Origin of the sequence: Streptomyces sp. JH14 (assembly GCF_029428675.1) — a bacterium.
GTDB lineage: Bacteria > Actinomycetota > Actinomycetes > Streptomycetales > Streptomycetaceae > Streptomyces.
On record NZ_JAJNEL010000001.1, the window covers coordinates 2,625,169 to 2,649,728 of the forward strand.

18 protein-coding genes are annotated in these 24,560 nt (G+C 71.5%); 4 read left to right on the forward strand and 14 right to left on the reverse strand.

From position 1 onward, the window contains the following. Positions 1–12 precede the first annotated feature (12 nt). From ahcY to LRD69_RS11760, 9 genes are all read right to left on the reverse strand, one after another. Positions 13–1,470 carry an adenosylhomocysteinase gene (gene ahcY / locus LRD69_RS11720; protein WP_277326516.1) on the reverse strand — a complete coding sequence of 486 codons (1,458 nt, stop codon included), beginning with the start codon at positions 1,468–1,470 and terminating at the stop codon, positions 13–15. A gap of 264 nt (positions 1,471–1,734) precedes the next feature. Further along, positions 1,735–2,721 (reverse strand): cation diffusion facilitator family transporter, encoded by a 987-nt coding sequence (locus tag LRD69_RS11725; RefSeq protein ID WP_277326517.1) that lies wholly within the window; start codon positions 2,719–2,721, stop codon positions 1,735–1,737. 87 nt (positions 2,722–2,808) lie between these two features. Next, entirely contained in the window at positions 2,809–3,972 is a 1,164-nt protein-coding gene (gene manA / locus LRD69_RS11730; protein WP_277326518.1) for a mannose-6-phosphate isomerase, class I, read from the reverse strand. An 87-nt stretch (positions 3,973–4,059) separates the two neighbouring features. Next, on the reverse strand, positions 4,060–5,196 hold the full coding sequence (locus LRD69_RS11735; protein WP_277326519.1) for an SIS domain-containing protein: 1,137 nt from the start codon (positions 5,194–5,196) through the stop codon (positions 4,060–4,062). 115 nt (positions 5,197–5,311) lie between these two features. Continuing rightward, entirely contained in the window at positions 5,312–5,494 is a 183-nt protein-coding gene (locus tag LRD69_RS11740; RefSeq protein WP_277326520.1) for a Trm112 family protein, read from the reverse strand. A gap of 590 nt (positions 5,495–6,084) precedes the next feature. Further along, a complete protein-coding gene (locus LRD69_RS11745; protein ID WP_277329694.1) occupies positions 6,085–7,665 on the reverse strand; it encodes an IS1182 family transposase in 1,581 nt (526 codons plus the stop codon). Between the two features lie 69 nt (positions 7,666–7,734). Continuing rightward, positions 7,735–9,135, reverse strand: coding sequence for a phosphomannomutase/phosphoglucomutase (locus LRD69_RS11750; RefSeq protein ID WP_277326521.1), 1,401 nt, complete (start codon positions 9,133–9,135; stop codon positions 7,735–7,737). A gap of 191 nt (positions 9,136–9,326) precedes the next feature. Next, the gene (locus tag LRD69_RS11755) at positions 9,327–10,943 is read right to left on the reverse strand and encodes an L-lactate permease (protein ID WP_277326522.1); all 1,617 of its coding nucleotides are present in this window, start codon (positions 10,941–10,943) and stop codon (positions 9,327–9,329) included. Between the two features lie 148 nt (positions 10,944–11,091). Next, the gene (locus LRD69_RS11760; RefSeq protein ID WP_277326523.1) at positions 11,092–11,469 is read right to left on the reverse strand and encodes a DUF3499 domain-containing protein; all 378 of its coding nucleotides are present in this window, start codon (positions 11,467–11,469) and stop codon (positions 11,092–11,094) included. Between the two features lie 322 nt (positions 11,470–11,791). Here LRD69_RS11760 and LRD69_RS11765 point away from each other — a divergent pair, with 322 nt between their 5' ends. Continuing rightward, positions 11,792–12,235 carry a metallopeptidase family protein gene (locus LRD69_RS11765; RefSeq protein WP_277329695.1) on the forward strand — a complete coding sequence of 148 codons (444 nt, stop codon included), beginning with the start codon at positions 11,792–11,794 and terminating at the stop codon, positions 12,233–12,235. Positions 12,236–12,299: 64 nt separating this feature from the next. Here LRD69_RS11765 and LRD69_RS11770 read toward each other — a convergent pair whose 3' ends face one another. The 3 genes from LRD69_RS11770 to LRD69_RS11780 all read right to left on the reverse strand — a co-directional run bounded on the left by LRD69_RS11770 (position 12,300) and on the right by LRD69_RS11780 (position 18,404). Then, the gene (locus LRD69_RS11770; protein ID WP_277326524.1) at positions 12,300–13,826 is read right to left on the reverse strand and encodes a DUF5719 family protein; all 1,527 of its coding nucleotides are present in this window, start codon (positions 13,824–13,826) and stop codon (positions 12,300–12,302) included. Next, a complete protein-coding gene (locus tag LRD69_RS11775; RefSeq protein WP_277326525.1) occupies positions 13,823–17,650 on the reverse strand; it encodes a glycosyltransferase in 3,828 nt (1,275 codons plus the stop codon). Before LRD69_RS11775 ends, LRD69_RS11770 begins: the two co-directional genes overlap by 4 nt. 490 nt (positions 17,651–18,140) lie before the next feature. Next, positions 18,141–18,404: a WhiB family transcriptional regulator gene (locus tag LRD69_RS11780; RefSeq protein WP_030927001.1), complete on the reverse strand. Its 264-nt coding sequence runs from the start codon at positions 18,402–18,404 to the stop codon at positions 18,141–18,143. A 743-nt stretch (positions 18,405–19,147) separates the two neighbouring features. On the opposite strand from LRD69_RS11780, the gene LRD69_RS11785 reads away from it, so the two are divergent. The 3 genes from LRD69_RS11785 to LRD69_RS11795 all read left to right on the forward strand — a co-directional run bounded on the left by LRD69_RS11785 (position 19,148) and on the right by LRD69_RS11795 (position 22,075). After that, positions 19,148–19,687 carry a cysteine dioxygenase family protein gene (locus LRD69_RS11785; RefSeq protein ID WP_277326526.1) on the forward strand — a complete coding sequence of 180 codons (540 nt, stop codon included), beginning with the start codon at positions 19,148–19,150 and terminating at the stop codon, positions 19,685–19,687. 64 nt (positions 19,688–19,751) lie between these two features. Continuing rightward, positions 19,752–20,708 (forward strand): 2-phospho-L-lactate transferase, encoded by a 957-nt coding sequence (gene cofD, locus LRD69_RS11790; protein ID WP_277326527.1) that lies wholly within the window; start codon positions 19,752–19,754, stop codon positions 20,706–20,708. Then, the gene (locus LRD69_RS11795) at positions 20,705–22,075 is read left to right on the forward strand and encodes a coenzyme F420-0:L-glutamate ligase (RefSeq protein WP_277326528.1); all 1,371 of its coding nucleotides are present in this window, start codon (positions 20,705–20,707) and stop codon (positions 22,073–22,075) included. The genes cofD and LRD69_RS11795 overlap by 4 nt, the downstream gene beginning before the upstream one ends. A 214-nt stretch (positions 22,076–22,289) precedes the next feature. Here the strand turns inward: LRD69_RS11795 and LRD69_RS11800 are convergent, their stop codons facing one another. Next, on the reverse strand, positions 22,290–23,300 hold the full coding sequence (locus tag LRD69_RS11800) for a DNA-3-methyladenine glycosylase 2 family protein (protein WP_277326529.1): 1,011 nt from the start codon (positions 23,298–23,300) through the stop codon (positions 22,290–22,292). Positions 23,301–23,357: 57 nt separating this feature from the next. Beyond that, entirely contained in the window at positions 23,358–24,449 is a 1,092-nt protein-coding gene (locus LRD69_RS11805; protein WP_277326530.1) for an NDP-sugar synthase, read from the reverse strand. Positions 24,450–24,560: the final 111 nt, after the last annotated feature.

Genomic DNA, 24,560 nt, shown 5'->3' on the forward strand with positions numbered 1-24,560 from the left:
ACGGGTGCCGGATCAGTAACGGTAGTGGTCGGGCTTGTAAGGACCCTCGACCTCGACGCCGATGTACGCGGCCTGCTCGGGACGGAGCGTCGTGAGCTTCACGCCGAGCGCGGCGAGGTGCAGGCGGGCGACCTTCTCGTCGAGGTGCTTGGGCAGCACATAGACGTCGGTCGGGTAGTCCTCGGGCTTGGTGAACAGCTCGATCTGGGCCAGGGTCTGGTCCGCGAACGAGTTGGACATCACGAACGAGGGGTGGCCCGTGGCGTTGCCCAGGTTCAGCAGGCGGCCCTCGGACAGCACGATGATGACCTTGCCGTCGGGGAACGTCCAGGTGTGGACCTGCGGCTTGACCTCGTCCTTGACGATGCCCTCGATCTTGGCGAGGCCGGCCATGTCGATCTCGTTGTCGAAGTGGCCGATGTTCCCGACGATCGCCTGGTGCTTCATCTTGGCCATGTCCGCGGCCATGATGATGTCCTTGTTGCCCGTCGTGGTGACGAAGATGTCGGCCTGCTCGACGACGTCGTCGAGCGTGGCGACCTGGTAGCCGTCCATCGCCGCCTGCAGGGCGCAGATCGGGTCGATCTCGGTGATGATCACGCGGGCGCCCTGGCCGCGCAGGGACTCCGCGCAGCCCTTGCCCACGTCGCCGTAGCCGCAGACGACGGCGGTCTTGCCGCCGATGAGGACGTCGGTGGCGCGGTTGATGCCGTCGATCAGGGAGTGGCGGCAGCCGTACTTGTTGTCGAACTTGGACTTGGTGACGGCGTCATTGACGTTGATCGCCGGGAAGAGGAGGGTGCCGTCGCGGTGCATCTCGTACAGCCGGTGCACACCGGTCGTGGTCTCCTCGGTGACGCCGCGGATCTCGGACGCCAGCTGGGTCCACTTCTGCGGGGACTCGCCGAGGGTGCGGTTCAGCAGGGTGAGGATGTGGCCGTACTCCTCGCTGTCCGCGGTCGACGGGTCCGGGGCCGCACCGGCCTTCTCGAACTCGACGCCCTTGTGGACGAGGAGGGTGGCGTCACCACCGTCGTCGAGGATCATGTTCGGGCCGCCGGTGGGGGTGTTCGGCCAGGTCAGCGCCTGCTCCGTGCACCACCAGTACTCTTCGAGCGTCTCGCCCTTCCAGGCGAAGACCGGGACGCCGGCGGGGGCGTCCGGGGTACCGTTCGGGCCGACGGCGATGGCCGCGGCGGCGTGGTCCTGCGTGGAGAAGATGTTGCAGGAGGCCCAGCGGACCTCGGCGCCGAGGGCGACCAGGGTCTCGATGAGCACGGCGGTCTGCACGGTCATGTGCAGCGAGCCGGTGATGCGGGCGCCGGCCAGCGGCTGCGTGGCGGCGTACTCCTTGCGGATCGACATCAGGCCGGGCATCTCGTGCTCGGCGAGCGTGATCTCCTTGCGTCCGAACTCCGCGAGGGAGAGGTCGGCGACCTTGAAGTCCTGTCGATTGGCGACCGTCGTCATAACGGGCTGCTCCTCGTAATGGGGTCGAGGGGTGGGCACGGTTGGCTCTGCGGCGGCGGGCATACGAATGCCCGGGCGCTCGCAGCGCATCCGTCGGAGGCCCTCTCTCCCTCGCCCGGTCCGCATGCGCGGAGCGGCCGACCGCCATCAGCAGCGACGTCTGGCACTGTCACCGAATCTACACCGAACGGCCCGACCGCTCCCAGCCCACCCGGGGCCGGGAGCGGTCGGAGAAGCGATCGGAGGGGGTTCGGGTCCGTAGGGTCAGTGCTCGGGTTGTGTCGGCGCGGGGCCGGGGGCGTCCGGGGTCCTGGCCGGGTTGGTGCCCGCCGCGGCGGCCGCCTCGTTGAAGATGTCCGGCTCCAGGTAGATGACCCGGGCGATCGGGACGGCTTCGCGGATGCGCGACTCGGCGGCGTCGATGGCGCGGGCGACCTCGGCGGCCGTGTCGTCGTGCTGGACCGCGATCTTGGCGGCAACCAACAGTTCTTCCGGGCCGAGGTGGAGCGTACGCATGTGGATGATGCGGGTGACGGTTTCGCCGTCGACGACCGCAGCCTTGATCTTGTCGACCTGGTCGGTGTCGGCGGCCTCGCCGAGCAGCAGGGACTTCGTCTCTGCAGCGAGGACGATCGCGATGGTGATCAGCAGGATGCCGATGCAGAGGGTGCCGATGCCGTCCCAGACGCCGTCGCCGGTCGCGAGGGTCAGGCCCACACCGAACAGGGCGAGCACCAGACCGATCAGCGCGCCGAGGTCCTCCAGCAGGACGACCGGCAGCTCAGGGGCCTTGGCCCGGCGGACGAACTGGGTCCAGGTGAGCTTGCCGCGGCTCTCGTTGGACTCCTTGATGGCCGTCCGGAAGGAGAAGCCCTCGGCGATGATCGCGAAGACCAGGACGCCGACCGGCCAGTACCAGGCCTCGAGCGGGTGCGGGTGCAGGATCTTCTCGTATCCCTCGTAGACCGCGAACATGCCACCGACCGAGAACAGGACGATGGAGACGAGGAAGGCGTAGATGTACCGCTCACGGCCGTAGCCGAAGGGGTGCTGGGGGGTGGCTTCGCGCTGGGCCTTCTTGCCGCCGAGCAGCAGCAGCCCCTGGTTGCCCGAGTCGGCGACCGAGTGGACGCTCTCCGCGAGCATCGACGACGAGCCACTGAACAGGAACGCCACGAATTTGGCCACTGCGATTGCGAGGTTCGCGGCGAGTGCCGCCACGATCGCCTTGGTTCCGCCTGACGCACTCATGGGTGCCTGGTGTCCCTTCTTCGGTGCTGCGGCCCTGGCGCCGCGGTACGGCCGGACATTGTTGCAGCCGCTGTTGCGGACGGTACGTCAGGCCACCACTGTGGCCCGGAACAGTGTCCCGGTACCGGACGCTTCGACCGTTTCGCCCGACGGCACGAAGACAGAGGCACCGGGGGCGAGATCGAGGGTGCCGACGCGGGGTGCGCCCGCGGTGCAGAGCAGGATCTGAGGGGTGGACCTGGTCAGGTCGACGGGGGCGGCGCCGGGTGACAGGTCGAAGCGCGACAGCCGGAACTCGTCGACCGGGGTCTCGTACAGCTCCTCGCCGGAAGGGGACGCCTCGGGACGCAGGATGCCGGGGTCGGTCGCCTCGAAGCGGACGATGCTCAGCAGTTCGGGGACGTCGATGTGCTTGGGCGTCAGTCCGCAGCGCAGCACGTTGTCCGAGTTCGCCATGATTTCGACGCCGAGGCCGCCGAGGTAGGCGTGCGGTACGCCGGCACCGAGGAACAGGGCTTCGCCGGGCTGGAGTTGTACGTAGTTCAGCAGCATCGCCGCGATGACGCCGGGGTCGCCCGGGAAGTGGTGTGCGATCCGGGCGTACGGGGCGTGGGCGCCACCGAGGCGTTCGGCGGCGGTGGCCGCGGCGGTCACCGTCTCGGCCATCTCGGCGGGGTCCGCGGTGAGGATCGCCGTGAGTACCTCGCGCAGGGCCGCCTCTTCGGGGTGGGCGCCGAGCAGATCGACGTACGGCTTGAGGGAGTCGACCCCGAGTGCCGCCATCGCCTCTGCCGCCTCGGAGGGCCTGCGAAAGCCGCAGAGGCCGTCGAAGGGGGTGAGTGCGCAGATCAGTTCGGGCTTGTGGTTGGCGTCCTTGTACGTGCGGTGGGGCGCGTCGATGGGGACGGACCGGCGCTCCTCGTCCTCGTAACCCCGCTTGGCCTGCGCGAGGTCGGGATGGACCTGCAGCGAGAGAGGGGCGCCGGCGGCGAGCAGCTTGAGGAGGAAGGGGAGGCGGGGGCCGAATTTCGCGACGGTGGCCGGGCCCAGTTCGCGCTCCGGGTCGGCGGCGATGATGTCGGTGAGGGGCTGCTCGGCGGCTATGCGGGTGAGTCGGGAGGGGGCGCCGGGGTGGGCGCCCATCCACATCTCGGCCTGGGGCTCACCGGTGGGGTCGATGCCGAGCAGCTCGGGAATGGCGGTGGTGGAGCCCCAGGCGTAAGGGCGCACGGTGTTGGAGAGCCGGTCCATGGCGAGTTCGTCCTCGTGAAATGCGGTGGTGGGGTGGCGCGGCGCGGTGGCCGTGCGGGGGCGGGGGCGGCGGGCGGGCAGGTGCGGTCAGGCGTGGGCCGTCGAGGCCAGGGCCAGGTAGACCGCGGCAAAGTCGGTGACCGCGAGGAGTTCCGCGAGGGTTTCGAGTTCGCTGCCCTCTTCCGGTTCGAGTTCGCTGATCGCCGTGTCGTGGCCGAGGGCGAGTTCGCGGGCGGCGGGGGCCGCGCTCAGTCCGCCCGTGGGCCGGTCGCGGAGCAGGACGACGCGGGCGTGCAGGGGCTCCGACTCGTCGACCCGGTCGCGGAAGAAGTCGTCGGGGTCGGCCCCGGCGGCGAAGCTGCCCGCCAGCAGCGCCCCATGGGCGGGGAGGGCCTCGGGGAGCTCGGCGGCGAGAGCGGGGCGGCCCGACAGCTCGGCCAGTACGGCGGCGAACCGGCGCCCGACCGGTCCCGCCGCGTCGCCTTCCGTCCACACCAGGGGCAGGCTGCCGGCCAGCTCGGCGGCAAGTGTCTTGGCCGGGTTGCTGTACGTGGCAATGGCCGGACCACAGCGTTCCGCGGTGCGATCGAGGCGGTCGGCGACGCTCTGCAGCGCCTCGGCGGATGCGGTGATCAGGCCGACCCGGTCGAGCAGTGCGAGCAGCGGTGTGAACAGGGCCCAGAGCGTTCCGGGGCCCGCGGCCGACGTCTCGGCGTCGTACTCGCCGTGCGGGGCGGACGCCATCGGCACGACGAGACCGTGTGCCCCGTCGACCGCCTCGCGCAGCGGGGACTGCCGGGGGGCGACGGCGACGACCGTGCAGCCGCGCCGGTAGGCCTGCTCGGCGAGCAGGGCGAGCCCCGGTTCGGAGCCGTCGGCCGTGACAATGAGCAGCAGGTCGACGGAGCCGGCCCAGCCGGGGAGCGTCCAGCGCATCGCACCCGCGGCGGGTGCGACACCCGTGGGCTGGATACGGGCGACGGGCGCGGAGGCGCCTGCCAGCGCGGTGATCAGGTCGGCGACGCCGGATGCGGCGGTGCCGGAGCCAGCGACCAGGACGGCGCGGGGGCGGCCTTCCGGGGTCAGCTCCGCGATCCCGGCCTCCGCCGCGTGCCGGGCGGCGGTACGGACGCGGGCCCCGGCCTCGGCGGCGCCACGGAGCAGACCGCGGCGGTCGGCTCGGGCCAGGGCTTCCGGGGCGTCGAGCAACGACTCGTCGAGCATGGGGACGGGCCTCCGATCACGTGCGGATCACCGTGCGGGGTGCGGGGCGGCAGTGCTGCGGGTGTACGGGGGTGGGGCGCTGTGCCGGTGTGCGCCGGCGTTCCCGCGCCTCGCGTCACGCGGGGCGGCGGGCCTCGTCGACGAGGAGGACGGGGATACCGTCCCGTACCGGGTAGGCCAGGCCGCAGTCCGTGCCGGTGCAGACCAGCTCGGGGCTTTCGGCTGCCGACCGGTCGTCGAGCGGGGAGTGGCAGGCCGGGCAGGCGAGGATCTCCAGGAGGCCGGCTTCGAGCGGCATGAGGTGAGTCCCTTCAAGCATGTGAACAGGGGGTTCGGGTTCTCGCGGATCGGGCGACGTCAGCCTACCGCCGGGGTGGCGGGGGCGCGGCCCGGCCGGGGGGTGCGGTGGTTGCGGAACGGTTCGGGTGCGGTGGTTCGGGTGGAGTACGGGTCCGGGGCCTGCGGCGTGCCTGTTCCCCTGCCCGTCCTTCCCGAGCCGGGGCCCCTTCCCCGGACCACGGTCGAACGCCGGAAGGGCCGTGCTTCCGCCCGGTACGGGGCTGCGGGCAGGGGTGGGACGCGCGGCCGGGCCGGGACTGCGGACGGGCTCGAACCCTGCGGACAGGCCGGGACTGCTGGACTAAGGCCTGTCCGGCGGATCAGGTCGGAGGGCAGGCGCGGCATCTGCAAAGCGCAGGTGAGCGGGTCTGGCGCGCTCAGCTGCAAGGCAGAGGAGGGCGTCGACGCGGAGCGTCGGCAACCGACGACAACGCCGCAGATGGGCGCGCCAGACCCGCGTCTCCGACATGATCCGCCGGACAGGCCCTAGAAGACTGGTGAAGATCTTGGTGAGGGGTTGTCCGGCCGTAGGCCGGGTAGCCCCTCGGCCTATGTGGTGGCTGGGTTGATCGTCCAGCTGCCGCTTGTGCGGGTGAGTCCGAGGTTGATCAGTCGGCGGAGGTTGAGGGCGGCGGCTCGGGTGTGGAGCCAGGTGTCGTTGGCGATGGTGCCGCGGTAGCGGAGTTTGCGGTTGCCGTGGTGGACGAGCCAGGCGACGGCGCGTTCGACCGGTGGTCTCCAGCGTCGGTAGTCGGCCTGCCATGCGGGGTCGTTGGCGGCCTGGCGGCGGGCGGCGGTGAGGAGATCGTGGTGGGGGCGGATGGTCGGGATGCGTCCGGCCTTTGCCTTGGTGCACCGCTCACGCAGAGGGCATCCGGTGCACAAGTCCTTGAAGGCGGCCTTGCGCTGGTGGTGCTGTCCGCCGGGGTCGGAGAGAGGGACGGTGTGTTTGGCCGGGCAGGTCACGGTGGCGGCGGTGGTGTCGATGGCGAAGTCGTCGAGGGTGAAGCCGCCGGGGACGGCCGCCCGCAGTGGGGCGGGTTTGAGGAACAGCCGGTGGCCCTGCCGCTGAAGGCTGTGGCGGGCGTCGCCGGTGGAGTAGGCGGTGTCGCCGAAAGCGTCCACGGGTTCGTGCTCGTCGGCAAGCAGTTCGAGGCCGACGGCTGCTTCGTGGTGCTCGGCTCCGGCGCCGGGCGTGAGGGCGAGGGCGGTGTATAACCCGGTCTCCGGCTCGATGGCGAGGTGGGCCTTGTATCCGTCCTGCTGGTGGGTGCGGGTCTTGTGCACATGGCGGGATTCTGGATCGACGGTGGAGATCATCCGGTCCTGCGCGGTGCCGCGGGTGATGCGCCAGCGTCCGTCGCGGCCGTCGGAGTCCTCGGCCGGTTCGACGTCCTGGCCGGCGACCAGGGCCAGCAGGCCGACCGCGTTCGTGGCCTTCTCCCCGAGTTGCTGGTCGGGCAGGTGCCCGAGCAGCCTGAGGGCGTCGGTGACGAGCGCGTCGACGAGGTCGGCGCGGGCCTGTTCGTCGTTCCAGGCGATGCGGGGTTTGCCAGGATCGGTGTAGTCGTGGGCGGTGCACTGCCTGGCCGCGACATGGGCGGCGCCGGGGACCTCGCGGATCACCACGCGGACGGCGGCGATCAGCTGGGTGACGGTGTCCTGCGTGGCGACCGCGTCGTCCAGCACGGTCGAATCCAGCGCCCGCCGATGCTTGCCCTTGAGCACGCCGGTGGCCTTGACGACCTCGCGCACCGCCTCGAACACCCGGTTCGGCTGGACAGACCGGGCCAGCCGGCGGCGGAAGTAGGCCGGCAGCGACGGATCGAACGCCATGTCGTGCAAGCCCAGCCCGCACGCGGCCTTCCACCGCAGGTCACACCGCAATTCCTGGACCGTCTCGAAGTCGGACAGCCCGTGCAGGGCCTGCAGCGTGATCGCAGCGGCCAGGATCTGCGGCGGCATGCTCGGCCGCCCGTTCGCCGAGGGGTACATGTCCGCGAACATCCCCGCCGGGAACAACGCACCACGATGCTCGGCCAAAAACGCGAACACACTCCCCGACGGGATCAACTCCCGGCAGGTCTCCCACACATCCGGCCCGACCGTCTCCCCGACCCATTCCCCCATCACCACACCAACGAGTCTGGCCCGGCCGCATACGCGGCCGGGCCAGAACCCAAGATTTTCACCAATCTTCTAGCTCGGGTTCCCGGACGTCCCGGCGCCCTGGCCGGTACGTCGGATCAAGGTCAGGACCTCGTCCCGTACCGACGTCATCGTGGCCTCGTCGCGGGCTTCCACGTTCAGGCGCAGCAGCGGTTCCGTGTTGGAGGCGCGGAGGTTGAACCACCAGTCCGGTGCCGTCACCGTCAGGCCGTCCAGTTCGTCGAACGTGACGTCGTCGCGGGTCGCGAACGAGGCGCGTACCGCCGCCGTGCGGGCCGGCTGGTCGTCGACCGTGGAGTTGATCTCGCCGGAGCCCCTGTAACGGTCGTACTGGGCGACCAGCTCCGACAGCGTGCCCGGCTGGCCGCCGAGGGCGGCCAGGACGTGGAGGGCGGCGAGCATGCCCGTGTCGGCGTTCCAGAAGTCGCGGAAGTAGTAGTGCGCGGAGTGTTCGCCACCGAAGATCGCGCCGTGCGCGGCCATCTCCGCCTTGATGAAGGAGTGGCCGACACGGGTACGGACCGGGGTGCCGCCGTGTTCGCGGACGACCTCGGGGACCGACCAGGACGTGATCAGGTTGTGGATGACGGTGCCCTTGCCGCCGTTCCGCTCCAGTTCGCGGGCCGCGACCAGGGCGGTGATCGCGGACGGGGAGACACCCGCGCCCCGTTCGTCGACGACGAAGCAGCGGTCCGCGTCACCGTCGAACGCGAGGCCCAGGTCGGCGCCCTCGGCCAGCACGCGGGCCTGGAGATCGACGAGGTTCTTCGGGTCGAGGGGGTTGGCCTCGTGGTTGGGGAACGTTCCGTCGAGTTCGAAGTACATCGGTACGAGCTCGACCGGGAGGCCCGCGAAGACCGTGGGGACGGTGTGGCCGCCCATGCCATTGCCCGCGTCGACCACGACCTTCAGCGGCCGGATGGACGTCAGGTCGACCAGGGACAGCAGGTGGGCCGCGTAGTCGGCGAGCGTGTCGCGCTCGGCGACGGTGCCGGGGGCGGAGACCGGCTGCGGTACGCCCTCCTCGGCCCACTTCTCGATCAGGGCGCGGATCTCGGAGAGCCCGGTGTCCTGTCCGACCGGTGCGGCGCCCGCCCGGCACAGCTTGATGCCGTTGTACTGCGCCGGATTGTGCGAGGCGGTGAACATCGCGCCGGGCAGGCCGAGGCTGCCGGAGGCGAAGTACAGCTGGTCGGTCGAGCAGAGGCCGATGAGGGTGACGTCCGCGCCGCGCGCCGCCGCGCCGCGCGCAAACGCCGCCGAGAGGCCGGGCGACGAAGGCCGCATGTCGTGGCCGATCACGATCGCTGCGGCGTCCGTCACCTCGACGAACGCCGCGCCGAACTGCTCGGCCAGCGATTGGTCCCACTGGTCGGGCACGACTCCGCGCACGTCGTACGCCTTGACGATCTGCGACAGATCAGCAGCCACGGGCCGGTCCTCCTGAGATCTCTGCGGACCGCCCAAACTACCCGGCGGCCGTTCGGGCAGGCCGTGGGGTCTTCCGGCTGAGCGATGGTGCAGAGGCGCGGCTGTGCGACTGCCCGGCCGTGCCCACGGTGACCGGGGCACGGCCGGGCAGTCGCACAGCCGTCAATCGGAGGTCGGTCCTGATCCTGGGCTCAGGGCAGCATCCAGCCCAGCACCGTCGTGCTCTGCGCCAGCACGATCAGGCACATCACCAACAGCAGGCCCAGGCTCCACGGCAGCACCTTGCGCAGCAGGTCTCCCTCGCGCCCGGCCAGACCGACCGCCGCGCACGCGATCGTCAGATTCTGCGGGGAGATCATCTTGCCGAGCACCCCGCCGGAGCTGTTCGCCGCGGCAAGCAACTCCGGTGAGAGACCCGATTCGCGTGCCGCCGAGACCTGGAGTGCGCCGAAGAGTGCGTTCGCGGAGGTGTCGGAGCCAGAGACCGCGACGCCGAACCAGCCGAGCACCGGCGAGAAGAAGGCCAGCCCGGCGCCCGCCGCGGCCACGAACTGGCCGATCGTGGCCGCCTGCCCGGAGAGGTTCATGACGTACGCAAGTGCCAGTACGGAGGTCACGGTGAGGATCGCGTACCGCAGTTCGTACACCGTGGCCGCCCATTCGCGCGCCGCGGCCCCGGGCCGTACGCCGAGCACGACGGTGGCGACCAGGCCGGCCAGCAGGACGAGGGTGCCGCCCGTGGCGATGACCGGGAGCGTGAAGAGGTTGGCGCCGACCGGCTTGCCCGCCGGGTTCGCGACGTCGAGGAAGGGCCAGTCGAAGATCCGGGTCGCCTCGGCCAGCACCTCCTTGACCGGCGGTATCTGGGCGACGGAGAAGACGGCGACGATCAGGCCGTACGGGACGTAGGCGCGCAGCACTTCGCGGTGCGGGTCCTCGTGATCGAGGTCTCCGCTCCGTACGCCCGTCAGGACTGCCGCACGCACCGGTTCCTCGGCCGGCCTGCGTGCCCCGGGGACGGCCATCAGCGCTGCCGCGCCCACGAGCGCGGCGGCGATGTCCGCGAGCTGGGCGGAGACGTAGTTGGATGCGGCGAACTGCGCCCCTGCGAAGGCGATTCCGCAGACGAGTGCGGGCAGCCAGGTCTCGCGCAGCCCGCGCCTTCCGTCCACCAGGAAGACCAGGATCAGGGGGACGAGTAGGGCCAGCAGCGGGGTCTGGCGGCCCACGACGGAGGCCACGTCGTCCAGCGGCAGCCCGGTGATCTGGGCGAGCGTCACCACGGGGGTGCCCATGGCGCCGAACGCCACCGGTGCGGTGTTGGCCACGAGCGAGACGACGGCGGCCTTCACCGGGTCGAAGCCGAGCGCCACCAGCATCACGGAGGAGATCGCGACGGGCGCGCCGAATCCGGCGAGGGCTTCGAGGAGCGCGCCGAAGCAGAAGGCGATGACCAGCGCCTGGATGCGAGGGTCGTCCGAGAGCCGCCCGAAGGAGCGGCGGAGGATGTCGAAGTGCTGAGTACGCACGGTCATCCGGTACACCCAGAGGGCGTTGACGACGATCCACATGATGGGGAAGAGGCCGAAGAGCACGCCCTGAGCGCCTGCGGAGAGGGTCTGCCCGAGAGGCATGCCGTAGGCGAGCGAGGCGACGGCCACCGCGACGGCGAGGCCGATGAGTCCGGCGCGATGCGCCTGCATCCGGACCGCTCCGAGCAGGACCAGCACGGTGACCAGGGGAAGCGCTGCGACCAGAGCGGACAGGGCGAGCGAATCGGCCATGGGTTGGAGTTGCTGGATGAACACACGAACCTCCCCCGATTCCGCGATGCGGAAAGTTGTTTCTCACGAGTGAGGGAATAGTCGTGTCCACGACAAGTTCCGGTCAATGGCCCGTACGCGAAAACTTGTAACGGGAAATCATGGGCGGGGGACGCCGAGCGGTACTCCGCGGTCAGGAATCCGGCGAGCGCAGCACCCGAAGATGGCCACGGCGCGCGACCTCCATCGGGTCCGCGGCGTGCGGGCCGCCACCCCGGGCCTCGGCCGCCCGGTCGTGCGGACGCGCCGCTTCCCGTACGGCATTGGCGAGCGCTTCGAGATCGTCACCACTGGGACGCGCGGGCACGGAGGGGTCCGAGAGTCGGACCACTTCCCAGCCTCGCGGCGCGGTCAGCCGCTCACCGTGCTCGGCACAGAGGTCGTAGCAGTGGGGTTCTGCGTAGGTGGCGAGCGGGCCGAGGACCGCAGTCGAGTCGGCATAGACGTACGTCAGTGTCGCGACGGCAGGGCGGCCGCACGCGGTGCGCGAACAGCGACGTACAGGGCTCACGATGTTGGACGGTACCGCACTCTTGAGCGGGCTGCGACGACTCTCCCTCAGGTCACCCCACCGTGTCGTACTGTGACGTCCGGCACAACCGCCTTTCGGGTAACTATCCTGACCTGCGCCGGAGGAGAGAAGCGCAGGTCGCAACGGCAACGATTTCGGTCACCACTTGGTACATAAGCTGTCATTACGCAAGAGATCAGTGGTCACAGGCAGGGCCTGAAACGGGCTCAAGCTTGGCTGGAATGTTCAACAGCAGACATGCGACTGCCCTGACGGTGAGCGGCGATCCGCCTGCCCCGCCGGGAGTTACGCTGCGTCGGTGATGGACAGTCCTGTACCGCCGCCCCACCCGTCCGAGCCGCGACCCGAGCCGCGTCCGCGGCGCCGGGACCGCCATGGCCGCGGCATGCGCGGACCCGTGGCCCCGCCCCAGGTGCCGCTCTCGGTCAGCAGGGCGGAAACCTTCCGCGATCTCGTACAGGATTCGGTGGAGCGGCTGGAGCGGCGCTGGCCGCAGCTGGCCGATGTCGACTTCATGGTCCTCGATGTGCCGGGGACGCAGGAGGAGACCGTGCCGCTGGGACGCGCGAAGTCCGCGGAGAAGGACCGGCCCGCGCAGATCGTCGTCTACCGGCGCCCCGTCGAGATCCGGACCAAGAACCGCGACGAGCGTGCGCTGCTGGTGCACGAAGTCGTGGTGGAGCAGGTCGCGGAGCTGCTCGGGCTGTCGCCGGAGTCGGTGGATCCGCGGTACGGACAGGACTGACAAGGGCTGTCCGTGAGCGGGATACGGGGCGGCGCCTCGTCCGGCGCCGCCCCGTACCGATCGCTCAGTCGTCCAGGACCGAGAGGTCCTGCTCGGCAGCGGGCACCTCGACCGTTCCGCCGTCGTCCGGCAGGGTCTGCACCGTGAACATCGGGATGCCGTCCTCCGGAAGAGCGAGCGTGCGGGCGGCGTGCACCGGGCCGCCCGACTCCGTCTCGACGGTCAGCGCGTAGCTTCCCTTGAGCCCGGCCGGTACCTGCGGGATGACCGCGAGCGTCGTGCCGCCCTTGACGGTGTACGACTTGACGGTCCGCTCCCCGCCGCCGCTGCCTGCGGACGCCGTGACCTTCACCGTGCCGGTGGCGCCCGGCGCGGTGAGCAAGAGGGTCGAGCCCTTGGCCCGGTTGTCGGCCACGGTGGCCTGCGCGCCCACCGGCCCGGTCGCCGGGATGTACGCGACCTCCTGCTTGTCGCCGGTGCCGCGGACCACACGCAGCGCGGCCACCACCGGGGTGGCCTTTCCGCTCTGTGCCGGAGTCAGCAGCAGGGAGCCCGCTTCACCCCTGGTGATGTCCTTCAGGTCGACGCCCGCGGTCATGTTGGACTTGACGTGGAGGTCCTCGTGCCCGGCCGGCGAGATCGCGCCGGTCTTGCCCAGGAGCTTCACCTTCAGGTCGGCGTCGTCCTCACCGGGGGCGAAGGCGACCAGCCGCACGGAGGTGGCGTCCGCCGGGATGCCGGGGAGGACCAGGGTGCCCGTCGGGTCGACGGAGGCGGTGAGCCAGTCGCCGCCCATGTCGTCGCCCGCCGCCCTGACGACCGCGCCGACCCGTCCGGTACGGGTGGTGACGTGGACCGTCACGTCGTCGGCGGCCACGTTGGTCAGGGTGGAGATCAGAACCGGGACGCTGGACCTGGCCGGAACCGTGATGCCCTCGCCCACATCGGATTTGAGCGAGCCGTCCGGCCCGTACAGCTCGATGTCCGCGACGGCGGCGGTGTCGTCCGGATTGGTCAGGTGCACGTAGTCCTCACGGGACTTCGCGGTGCTGGCTGCCGGGAACCAGAAGTCCGTGTCGGGGCCGGTGCAGCTCAGCCCGAGCAGGCCGCGGGATGCGCCCGCGACGACCGTGGTGGTCTGCTGGGTGGTCCAGCCGGGGGCCAGCCTGCCGGTGGCGGTCCCGACCAGGGCGGGGGCGTCCCCGCCGGAGGCGTCGGCGGTGACCGGTTTGCCGGGCTCCTTGAGGGAGACGACCGGCTTGCCGGAGTCCACCTTCTTCTCTTCCTTCGTGTCCTTCTTGGCGGTGGTGTCGTCGCCCGCGCCCCCCGTGGTGGGAACGGACGGCTTCAGTTCCGCGGTGCCCGCCTCTCCGCCGCCCTCACTCGCCGGGGTGAAGGACGTGTACGTCGTCTCGGCGAGCTCCGAGAGGCCGGGCGCCGGGCAGAGCAGGCTGGACCGCTCCACGGGCAGCCGCGCGGCGGCCGTCGCCCCCGTGGCGTCCGCGTCACCCGGTGCGGTGAGCGCGGCGAATCCGGTGACGGCGGCGAGGGCTACGGTGCCCGCGATGAGGGACAGGTTGGTGGACTTCACTCGGACTCGCCTCGCGATGCGTTGCCGTTCGGCCACGGGCTCTGGGCCGGGGCGGGGTTCTCGTCGGGGTGCTGCGGGTCGTACGGGGCCTGCTGGTCGTACTGCGCCTGCGGGTCGTAGGCGCCCTGCTCGTACGGGTCGTACAGGCCCTGTTCGTACTGGCCCTGATTCTGGTCGTACTGGCCCTGGCCCTGGTCGTACTGACCCTGGCCCTGGTCGTACTGCTGCTGCGGGTAGCCGTACGGGTCGTACACCGGGGCTGCGCCCTGCGGGTACGGGTCGGCCGCGGTGGGCTGCTGCTCGCCCTGGTACTGCGCGTAGTCGGCGCCCTGGTACTGCTGCGCGTCCCATTCGCCGTACTGCTGTTGCTGCGGTACGGACGCGTACCGGCCGTCGTCACCCTGCGGCGCGTAGGGATCCTGTGTCTCGCCCTGAGGCGCGTACGGGTCCCCCTCGTCCGGCTGCTGCGCATACGGATCGGTCGTCTGCCGGGCGGGGTCGTACTCCCCCTCTTCCTCCGGAAGCTGCTCCCCGTCGTCACCCTCGGCCGCCGCTTCCGCCTGCGCGGCCGCGCGCAGCCTGCGGGCCCGGCGTCCCTCTCCCGCGACCGGCTCCGCCGGAACCGTCACGGACTCCTCGGGCAGGTCGTCGTCGATCTCCCGGCGACGGCCCGGCAGGGCCAGGACCAGCAGGACCACACCGAGCGCCGCCTGGGCCCAGATCCACGCGGTGTGCGTGATCGGCGTCTCGTACGTGAGGTCCAGCCTGCCGCCCTCGGCGGGCAGCTCGAAGCCCTGCGCCCAGCCGTCGACCGTCTTACGGGTCAGCGCCCGGCCGTCGAGCGTGGCCTGCCAGCCGGAGTCGGCCGCGTCGGCGATCCGCAGCACCCGGCCGGAACCGCCCGCAGGGATCTTGGTGTGTGCCTCGACCGTCTGGGAGCCGACGGGCAGCTGCTCGCTGCCGTCGCCGGGCGGGACGATCATGATCCGGGCGATCTGGCGGTCCACCCGCCACAGCGCGCTGCCGTCCAGCTGGCTGAGCCGGCTCAGCCCCGGGGTCGCGTCGAGCACCCGGCTCATCTCGCGCGGTGCGCCGTCCCGTACGAGTACGTAACGGATCGCGAACCCGCTGAGCTGGCTGCCCTGGTCGGCGCCGGAGCCCGCGACCAGATTGGCGACGACCTTGTCCAGGTGGCTGTTGGAGCCGCCCGACCCGGCCAGCTCGGCGTCGCCGAGGCGCGCGCCGGAACCGCGGACCAGGGCGTACGAGACGGAGGCGGGCGAGCTGCCGCCGAGCACCAGGGTCCGGGGCTGGTCGCGGGTGCTGCTCTCCTCCGCGACGAACGCGGGCACCTGCACCGGATCCCGGCGCTCCAGCGGGCCGGTGGCGCCGCCGATCATCCAGCCGGCCGCGGCCAGCGCGGGGGCCAGCACCGCGGCAAGGGCGATCAGCGCGGCGACGGGCTGGCGCCAGCCGAAGCTGAGCTCCGCGACGCGCACCCGGGCGCCGTCCGCGCCGACGAGTGCGGCGGTGATCAGCGCGATGCCGTAGACGAGGGTGGCGGGTCCGGCCCAGCCGGAGCCGTTGGTGAGCCCGGCGAAGACCAGGGCAACGAGCGCGACGACCCACGCGGTGCGGACCGCGAACTGGCGCTCTCCACGCATCAGCGCGGCGAGTGCGGCGAGCACGATGCCGAGCAGCAGCACACCGCCCACGGCCTTCGGGCCACCGGGGCTGATGCCGAGCAGATCGAGCGCGGAGGCCGTGCCCGTACCGAAGTCCAGGCCCGCCTCCTTCAGGAACGACGAGGGGCTGCCGAGCAGCGACACCGACCACGGCGCGAGGACGAGCAGCGGTGTGCCGATCGTGGTGAGGAAGCGGAGCCCGTACGCGGTGATGTCGTCGCGGCGCAGTGCGAGGGCGCCGATGCCGAGGACCACGGCGAGCGGCCAGACGACGGGTGTGAAGGCCATCGCGAGGGTCAGCAGCAGGGTGTACGCCCAGGTGGCGCGCCAGCTGCCACGGGCGTACCCGCCGTGGCGCATCCCGTACGCGGCGACGGCGGCGCGGGCGATCAGCGGAAGCAGGATCGCCAGTACGGCGGTGCCGAGGCGGCCGGTCGCGAGGGCACCGGTCGCGGCGGGCAGGAAGGCGTACGCGATGCTCGCCCAGGCCCGCAGCAGCCGCGATTCGAGCAGCGGGCGGGAGACGAAGTACGCGGTGAGTCCGGCGAGCGGGACCGAGCAGACCAGCAGCAGCGTGAGGGCGAAGCCGGTCGAGCCGAGGAACAGCGCGGACAGGGCGGAGAGCACGGCGAGATAGGGCGGTGCGGTCTGGGTGCCGCCGGTGCCGATCGGGTGCCAGCCGTCCGCGTACCGCCCCCACAGGTCGGAGACGTCCGCCGGCGCGGGCAGCAGGGCGCCGCCCGCCAGCGCACCGCCGCCGAGGAGGCCGCGGCAGGCGACGAGCGAGACGAGGAGCAGGACGGCGAAGAGCACCGGGCCCGGCTTGCGGCCGATCCGTTTCAGCCGTGCGAACTGTTCGATCTCCAGGAAGTCGGCATCGTCACCGCCCGGTCCGGACTCGACGGCGCCGTGCCGCGAACCGCCCGAGTCGGCATCGGATCCGCTGCCGAAGTTCCCGGCAACCTGTTCGAAGGTGGCGCGGACGGTCGCGCCGGGCGGCGGGAACAGCCCGCGCAGTTCGGCCGCGTCCACGACACCCGTGCCGCGCCTGCGCCGGGCCGCGAAGATCCTGCCCGGCCGCAGCAGGGTCCCGAAGAGGCCGGCGACCTCGTCGAGTGCCTGTCCCGGCACCTTGCCGACGAGGTAGGCGAGGGTACGCAGCAGGGTCCCGAGGACGAGCCTGAGCAGGACCCACGGAAGCATCTTGCCGCGCGCGTTGACGAGCATCGTGTAGACGGCACCGGCCTTGTCCACACGGTGCGGGGAGGCGACGAAGCGGCCGGCGCAGTCGATGGGGCGGCGTTCCCGGGCGGAGGCCTCGGCATGCCGGAGTATGGCGTCGGGGGCGACGAGCACCCGGTGTCCGGCGGCGTGGGCGCGCCAGCAGAGGTCGACGTCGTCACGCATCAGCGGGAGTCTGCGGTCGAACCCGCCGAGCTCCTCCCAGACGTCGCGGCGGATCAGCATGCCGGCGGAGGACACGGACAGCACGGTACGGACCTGGTCGTGCTGGCCCTGGTCCTGTTCGCGCCGGTCGAGTCCGGTCCAGCGGCGCCCGCTGTTGGCGATGGAGACGCCGACCTCGAGGAGCTGCCTGCGGTCGTACCAGCCGCGGAGCTTGGGGCCGACGATCGCAGCGTGGTGGTCGGTGTCGACGACGCGCAGCATCTCGGCGAGCGCGTCGGGCTCGGGCGCGCAGTCGTCGTGGAGCAGCCAGAGCCACTGCACCGGTTCGCCGTGCGGCAGCTCGGGCAGGTCGTACGCGTCGTCGCGCCAGCTCCTGGTGACGGGGTCCCAGCCGCTGGGGCGCTTGAGGTACGGCAGGTCGTCGGGGGTGAGTTCACCGACCGTGCGGACCGCCTCGTCGACGGCCGTGCCGAAGCTCGTACGGCGTGCGAGGTGCAGGACGCGCTCGGCGCCGAGCGCCTCGGTGACCAGCCGCGCGGAGTCGTCGGCGCTGCCGGTGTCGGCGGCGACGACGTCCTGGACGGGGCGTTCCTGCCCGAGCAGCCCGGCGAGCACGTCGGGCAGCCAGCGTGCGCCGTCATGGGAGACGAGCACGGCGGTGACGACATGCCGGGGGAACTCTGGGGCGGCGGCGGCCGCGTACGGCGCCGTCGATTGGCTGTGCACGGACATCGAGGTACGGGCCCTCCGGCCAGGTCCGGGGGGCGGTCCCCCCAGGGGCTGCATCGGTGTACACGCGCGCTCCGGCGGGGCGTTGGCGCGTCTCGGACGGGGCCCCACACTAACGCTACGGACAGCCGGGGCGGCGCCGAGCGGGTGAGAGAGGGCGGCAGCGAGGTGGTACGACCGGTCCGCGTGCGGGGCGGTGGGCAGGGCAGCAGCACGGCCCTGGACGGGGCCGCGGACAGGGAAACGGCCCGTCGCCTGCGGGCAGGATGCAGGTGACGGGCCATGGCGGCCGGGGTTCCGGAGCGGGGTCCGGGGCGGTCCGTGATGTGGTCGCGGGTCTGGTCCGGGGGGTGGGGCGCGGAGCGTGGCCGTGGCGCTCCGGCGGCCGGGGCGTTCCGGTCCATCCGGTCCGGCGGGCGGACAGTCCGTGGGCCGGCCGGGTTCTGCCGGCGTCGTGTGCGGGCCTTCCCGGCGTCGTGCGCGGGCTCCGCGGTCAGACCGCGGCCTTCTTCAGGCGTCGGCGTTCCCGTTCGGAAAGACCGCCCCAGATTCCGAACCGTTCGTCATTGGAAAGCGCGTACTCAAGGCATTCGGAGCGGACTTCGCAGGCGAGGCAGACCTTCTTGGCCTCGCGGGTCGATCCGCCCTTCTCGGGGAAGAAGGACTCGGGATCGGTCTGGGCGCACAGTGCGCGCTCCTGCCAGCCGAGCTCCTCGTCCGCGTCCTCGACCAGCAGTTGCTGGAACAGCTCGGTCATGTGCGCCCCTCGTCTGTCTCTTGCGTCCCCGTGATGCAGCCGTTATCGATTCGGCAGAACGACACGAGTGAAATTACAAGTGTGTGGATCCGGGCCAGTCAAGCGGAGATCTGCTATTGGGTCCGGTATTCACTCTGCGGAACCAAGCGTAAGCGGAAAGTGTGCAAATCACCAAAAAAACTGACATATGCCACAGGCTCCACCGCACCCCCGTCCGCCACAGGGTGGGACGCCCGAGGGCGCGGCCATGTTTCGATTCGATCACCGAAGCGATCAAGATCACAGTCGGGTCACGAGACCGCTGCGACGTTTACGGGCACGGTTGTTGCGCCACATCTCCGCTGCAATCACTGCACAAACCTTTCTCCGACTGGAGTAACCGGATGAGGTGAAACATTGCCTCCAAATCGGGCATTGGGTTGACAGCGGGACCTTTGCTCGGTTCTGCTTGCTGGCATGCCAGCAAAGTCAGCGAAGCGCGTCACCCACATCCGTGGGTTCCGTACCGCTGTCCAGGCTCGCTGTTGCTGTTCCAGCTGTCTCAGCTGTTGATGCCGTCCCCGCTGTCGAAGCCCTCGCGCTCCAGCTAGTCACGGCTCTTCCTCGGACCCGGCCTTCGCCGGCTTCTCTGCGGCCTCGCCCGCCGAGCGGTTCGGTTCCCACGGCCTCCGGTCCACGCGACACCCCCGCATCCGCGTCTGCACCCAAGCCCCGCACTCCCTTGCCGAGGAACCACCGCGCCCATGAACAGCGACAGCGACCTTCAGATCGCCGGCGACATCCTTGAGGTTCAGCACCTCCTCCAGCCCGCACGCACCCATCCCGCCACGGTGGCCGAGTTCGTCGGGCTCGCCCGCGCCATCGCCGCCGACCGCGCGCAGTGGGCACCGCTCGTCCAGTACGACGCGACCACCCGCTGGTACCACCGGCTCCGCGCCGTTCCCCAGGTTCTCGGCTCCGCTCGAGCAGGGGAGACCCCGCTCGGCTACGAGGTGTGGCTGCTCAGCTGGGTCCCCGGCCAGGGCAGCGGACTGCACGACCACGGACGGTCCTCCGGCGTACTGACCGTCCTGGAAGGCGAGTTGACCGAGCGCACGGAGCGCGGCAGCCGGTCACTGGAAGCGGGCGCGCAGCGCGTGTTCGCGCCCGGATACGTCCACGAAGTGGTCAACGACTCCCTCGAACCGGCCGTCAGCCTGCACATCTACTACCCGGGTCTGACCGAGATGCCGATGCACGCGGCGCAGTGCGCCCCGACGGCCGCCGACGTCGTAGCCGCCTGACAGCCCACCCGTCGCCCGCCACCACCCCACCAACGATCAGGCTCCGCCTGACAGACTGTTGTGCATGCGCATTGTGGTTCTGGCCGGCGGTATCGGTGGTGCTCGTTTTCTGCGTGGCCTCAAGCAGGCCGCGCCCGACGCGGACATCACGGTGATCGGCAACACCGGTGACGACATCCATCTGTTCGGGCTGAAGGTCTGCCCCGACCTCGACACCGTGATGTACACCCTCGGCGGTGGCATCAACGAGGAGCAGGGCTGGGGGCGTACCGACGAGAGCTTCCAGGTCAAGGAGGAACTCGCGGCGTACGGCGTGGGCCCCGCGTGGTTCGGGCTCGGTGACCGTGACTTCGCGACCCACATCGTCCGTACGCAGATGCTCGGCGCGGGCTATCCGCTCAGCGCCGTCACCGAGGCGCTCTGCGCACGCTGGAAGCCGGGGGTCCGGCTGCTGCCGATGTCCGACGACCGGGTCGAGACGCATGTCGCGGTCGACGTGGACGGCGAGAGCCGGGCGATCCACTTCCAGGAGTACTGGGTGAAGCTGCGTGCCTCCGTGGAGGCCCGGGCGATCGTGCCGGTCGGCGCGGAGCAGGCCAAGCCGGCGCCCGGTGTGCTGGAGGCCATCGCCGAGGCCGACGTCATCCTCTTCCCGCCTTCCAACCCCGTCGTCTCGGTGGGGACCATCCTCGCCGTGCCCGGGATCCGGGAGGCGATCGCCGAGGCCGGGGTACCGGTCGTCGGCCTCTCCCCCATCGTCGGGGACGCGCCCGTAAGGGGTATGGCGGACAAGGTGCTTGCCGCGGTGGGCGTCGAGTCGACCGCCGCGGCCGTTGCCCAGCACTACGGTTCCGGGCTGCTCGACGGCTGGCTCGTCGACACGGTGGACGCCGGGGCGGTCGACGAGGTGGAGGCCGCGGGCATCCGCTGCCTGGCCATGCCCCTGATGATGACGGACGTGGACGCGACGGCCGAGATGGCACGGCAGGCGCTGGCGCTGGCCGAGGAGGTACGGGCGTGAGCGGCGGCGCGGCCACCCCCGAGGCGCCCTCGTACCGGGTGTGGGCGCTGCCCGGGATGCCCGAGGTGCGGTCCGGGGACGATCTCGCGAAGCTGATCGCCGCCACGGAACCGGGGCTTGTGGACGGCGACATCCTGCTCGTCACCTCGAAGATCATCTCCAAGGCGGAGGGCCGGATCGTCGAGGCGGCGGACCGGGAAGCGGCGATCGATGCCGAGACGGTACGGGTGGTGGCGCGCCGCGGCACGCTGCGGATCGTCGAGAACCGGCAGGGGCTGGTCATGGCCGCGGCCGGGGTCGATGCCTCGAACACCCCCGCGGGCACGGTGCTGCTGCTGCCGGAGGACCCGGACGCGTCGGCCCGCGCGATCCGGGACGGACTGCGGGATACGCTCGGCGTGGAGGTCGGAGTCGTCGTCACGGACACCTTCGGGCGGCCGTGGCGCAACGGGCTGACCGATGTCGCGATCGGGGCGGCCGGGGTGCGGGTGCTGGACGACCTGCGGGGCGGGACGGATGCGTACGGCAACCCGTTGAGCGCGACCGTCGTCGCCACCGCGGATGAGCTGGCCTCGGCCGGTGATCTGGTCAAGGGCAAGGCGGAGGGGCTGCCGGTCGCGGTGGTGCGGGGTCTCTCGCACGTGGTGGACGGGGCGGGTGGCCCCGGGCACGGGGCGGGCTCCGGTGGGTCCGGTTCCGGTGACTCCGGTTCCGGGGCGCGGGCGTTGGTGCGGGTCGCGGCCGACGACATGTTCCGGCTCGGGACGTCCGAGGCGGTACGGGAAGCGGTGACGCTGCGGCGTACGGTGCGGGAGTTCACGGACGAGCCGGTGGACCCGGGGGCGGTACGCCGCGCCGTGGCCGCAGCGGTGACGGCTCCGGCGCCGCATCACACGACGCCGTGGCGGTTCGTGCTCCTGGAGTCCGAGGAGTCGCGGACCCGGCTGCTCGACGCGATGCGCGATGCGTGGATCGCGGATCTGCGCCGTGACGGCAAGAGCGAGGAGTCGATCGCCAAGCGGGTACGGCGGGGCGATGTGCTGCGCAGGGCTCCGTATTTGGCGGTGCCGTGCCTGGTGATGGACGGCTCCCACACCTACGGGGACGCGCGGCGGGACGCGGCGGAGCGCGAGATGTTCGTGGTCGCGGCGGGGGCGGGCGTCCAGAACTTCCTGGTGGCGCTGGCCGGTGAGCAGCTCGGGTCGGCGTGGGTGTCTTCGACGATGTTCTGCCGGGACGTGGTGCGCGAGGTGCTGGATCTGCCGGCGCAGTGGGATCCGCTGGGGGCGGTGGCCGTGGGGCGCGCGGCGGGGGTGCCGCGGGAGAGGGAAGAGCGGAACGCGGAGGCGTTCGTCGCGGTGCGGTGACGAGTGGGGGTGCGTTTCCCCCTGCCCGCCCGTTCCCCGGGGCGGCCCGGGAGCCCGGGACGCGGCCTTCGGCCGCGCTGTGTCCTCGATCGCCGGACGGGCTCGGTCCTGCCGCGCTTCGTCGCGAGCCGCGGGCACACGCCGGCAGGGAGCGCTTCGCTCCGCCTCGTCACACCCCGCGGGCGCGGGGCCGGCAGGGCCGAATCCGCTGTGACTACAACCGGGCGATGTCGCCCCTTGTCATGCGCGGGGCTCTGCGGGACGGGGTGTGGCCGGAGAGGAGGATCAGGCGGGTGGCTCGATGGCGCTGCCCCTCGTAGGGGGTGAGCAGGGTCAGCATCTCCTCGTCGTCGGCGTTCCTGTTGCCCGCCAGGGCGTGGCCGATGATGCCGGGAAGGTGAAGGTCGCCCACGGTGACCGCGTCGGCAGCGCCGTTGGCTCGTTGGAGGGTTTCGGCCGAGGTCCAGGGGCCGATGCCGGGGATCAGTTCCAGCCGGGCCGTCGCCTCCGGCAGCGGCATCGTGGCCGCTTCCTCCAGACGGCGGGCCACCCGTACCGCGCGCAGGATCGTCGCCGAGCGTTTGGCGTCGACGCCCGCACGGTGCCATTCCCAGGACGGGATCAGGGACCAGGTGCGCGCGTCCGGCATCACATGCAGGCCGTGTGTGGTGAACAGGGTGGCCGCGGGACCGGGGGCCGGGGTGCCGTACGTGCGGACCAGGAGGCGCCAGGCCCGGTACGCCTCGTCGGTGGTGACCTTCTGTTCCAGGATCGACGGGATCAGCGACTCCAGTACCAGACCGGTGCGCAGCAGCCGCAGGCCCGGGCGGCGGTGCTGCACCGCGGCGACCAGGCGGTGGCGGGGACGGAAGGCCTCCGGGTCGTCCTCCGCACCCAGCAGGACCGGGAGCTGCTCCAGGAGCCATGACGCGCCGGGGCCCCAGGCCGTCGCCCCGATCCGGCCGCCCCGGTCGGTGACGTGGAGCGTGCCGGGGCCGGCCGGGGTGCGGGTGGCCCGCCAGACCGAACCGTCCCGGTCGATACGGAACGTGGGATCGGCGGGGCCACGACGCAGCGGGCCGAGGACGAGGCGAAGGTCCAGCGGGCCAGGCGGGGTCCACTCCCGGGTCAGCGCCGCCGCTTCCCGGGGTGCCGCCGGGTCCGCTGCCGCCTGGCGCGGGACAGGGCTGCGCGGGGCGCTGCGGGGGGCGAATCGTCCTGCCACGGATGAGGTCCTCGGTCGTCGGGGCTGCCTATCGAGCGTACGCGCCGCAGGGGCCCGTCATTGGTCCGACGAGAAACGGACGCACGCGTCCGGCAGTGTCGCCCCGCACCAGATGCGGACGCCGTCACGCAGTTCGTTGTCCGCACCGACCTGCGCCCCGTCGCCGACGACCGCTCCGGCGAGCACCGTACGGCTGCCGATCCTGGCGCCGGCTCCGACCAGCGAGTCCGTGATCACCGCGCCGGGTTCGACGACCGCGCCGGCCAGCACCGTGGAGCCGTCGATCCGCGCACCCGCGCCGATCAGGGCGCCTTCGCCGATGACCGTACCGCCGACGAGTTTGGCGTCGGCGGCGACGGAGGCGGTCGGCAGGACGAGCCTGTCGCCGCACCGGCCCGGCACGGCCGGGGACGGGGCGCGGCCGAGGACCAGGTCGGCGGAGCCGCGTATGAACGCCTGCGGGGTGCCGAGGTCCAGCCAGTACGTGGAGTCGACCATGCCCTGGAGGTGCGCGCCGGAGGCGAGCAGGCCGGGGAACGTCTCGCGCTCCACGGAGACCGGGCGGTCGGCCGGGATCGTGTCGATGACCGAGCGGCGGAAGATGTACGCCCCCGCGTTGATCTGGTCGGTGACGATCTCCTCGGGCGTCTGCGGCTTCTCCAGGAAGGCGGTCACCCTGCCGGTGGCGTCCGTCGGTACGAGACCGAAGGCACGCGGGTCCTCGACCCGGGTGAGGTGGAGTGAGACATCCGCTCCGGATGTGGCGTGCGAGGCGACCAGTGCCCGGATGTCGAGGCCGGTGAGGATGTCCCCGTTGAAGATGAGAACGGGTTCGTCCGGGCCGGAGACGAGCCGGGACGCCACGTTGCGGATGGCTCCGCCGGTGCCGAGCGGTTCGCGTTCGGTGACGTACTCGATATGGAGGCCGAGCGACGAACCGTCACCGAAGTACGGCTCGAAGACCTCCGCCAGGTACGAGGTGGCGAGGACGATGTGCTCGACCCCGGCGGCCCTCGCCCGCGCCAGTTGGTGCGTCAGGAACGGGACGCCGGCCGCCGGAACCATGGGTTTCGGGGTGTGCACCGTGAGCGGGCGCAGTCGGGTGCCTTTGCCACCGACCAGGAGAATCGCTTCTTTTGCCTCTGTCACAGCACTGTCTCTGCTTCCTGCTGGGGCCGGCCCTGGTGTCGGCTGGCCAGTGTAAGCAGACCGGTCGGATCATCCCCGGTCAGCGCCCAGCAGGGCAGTCCGGCGCTCTCC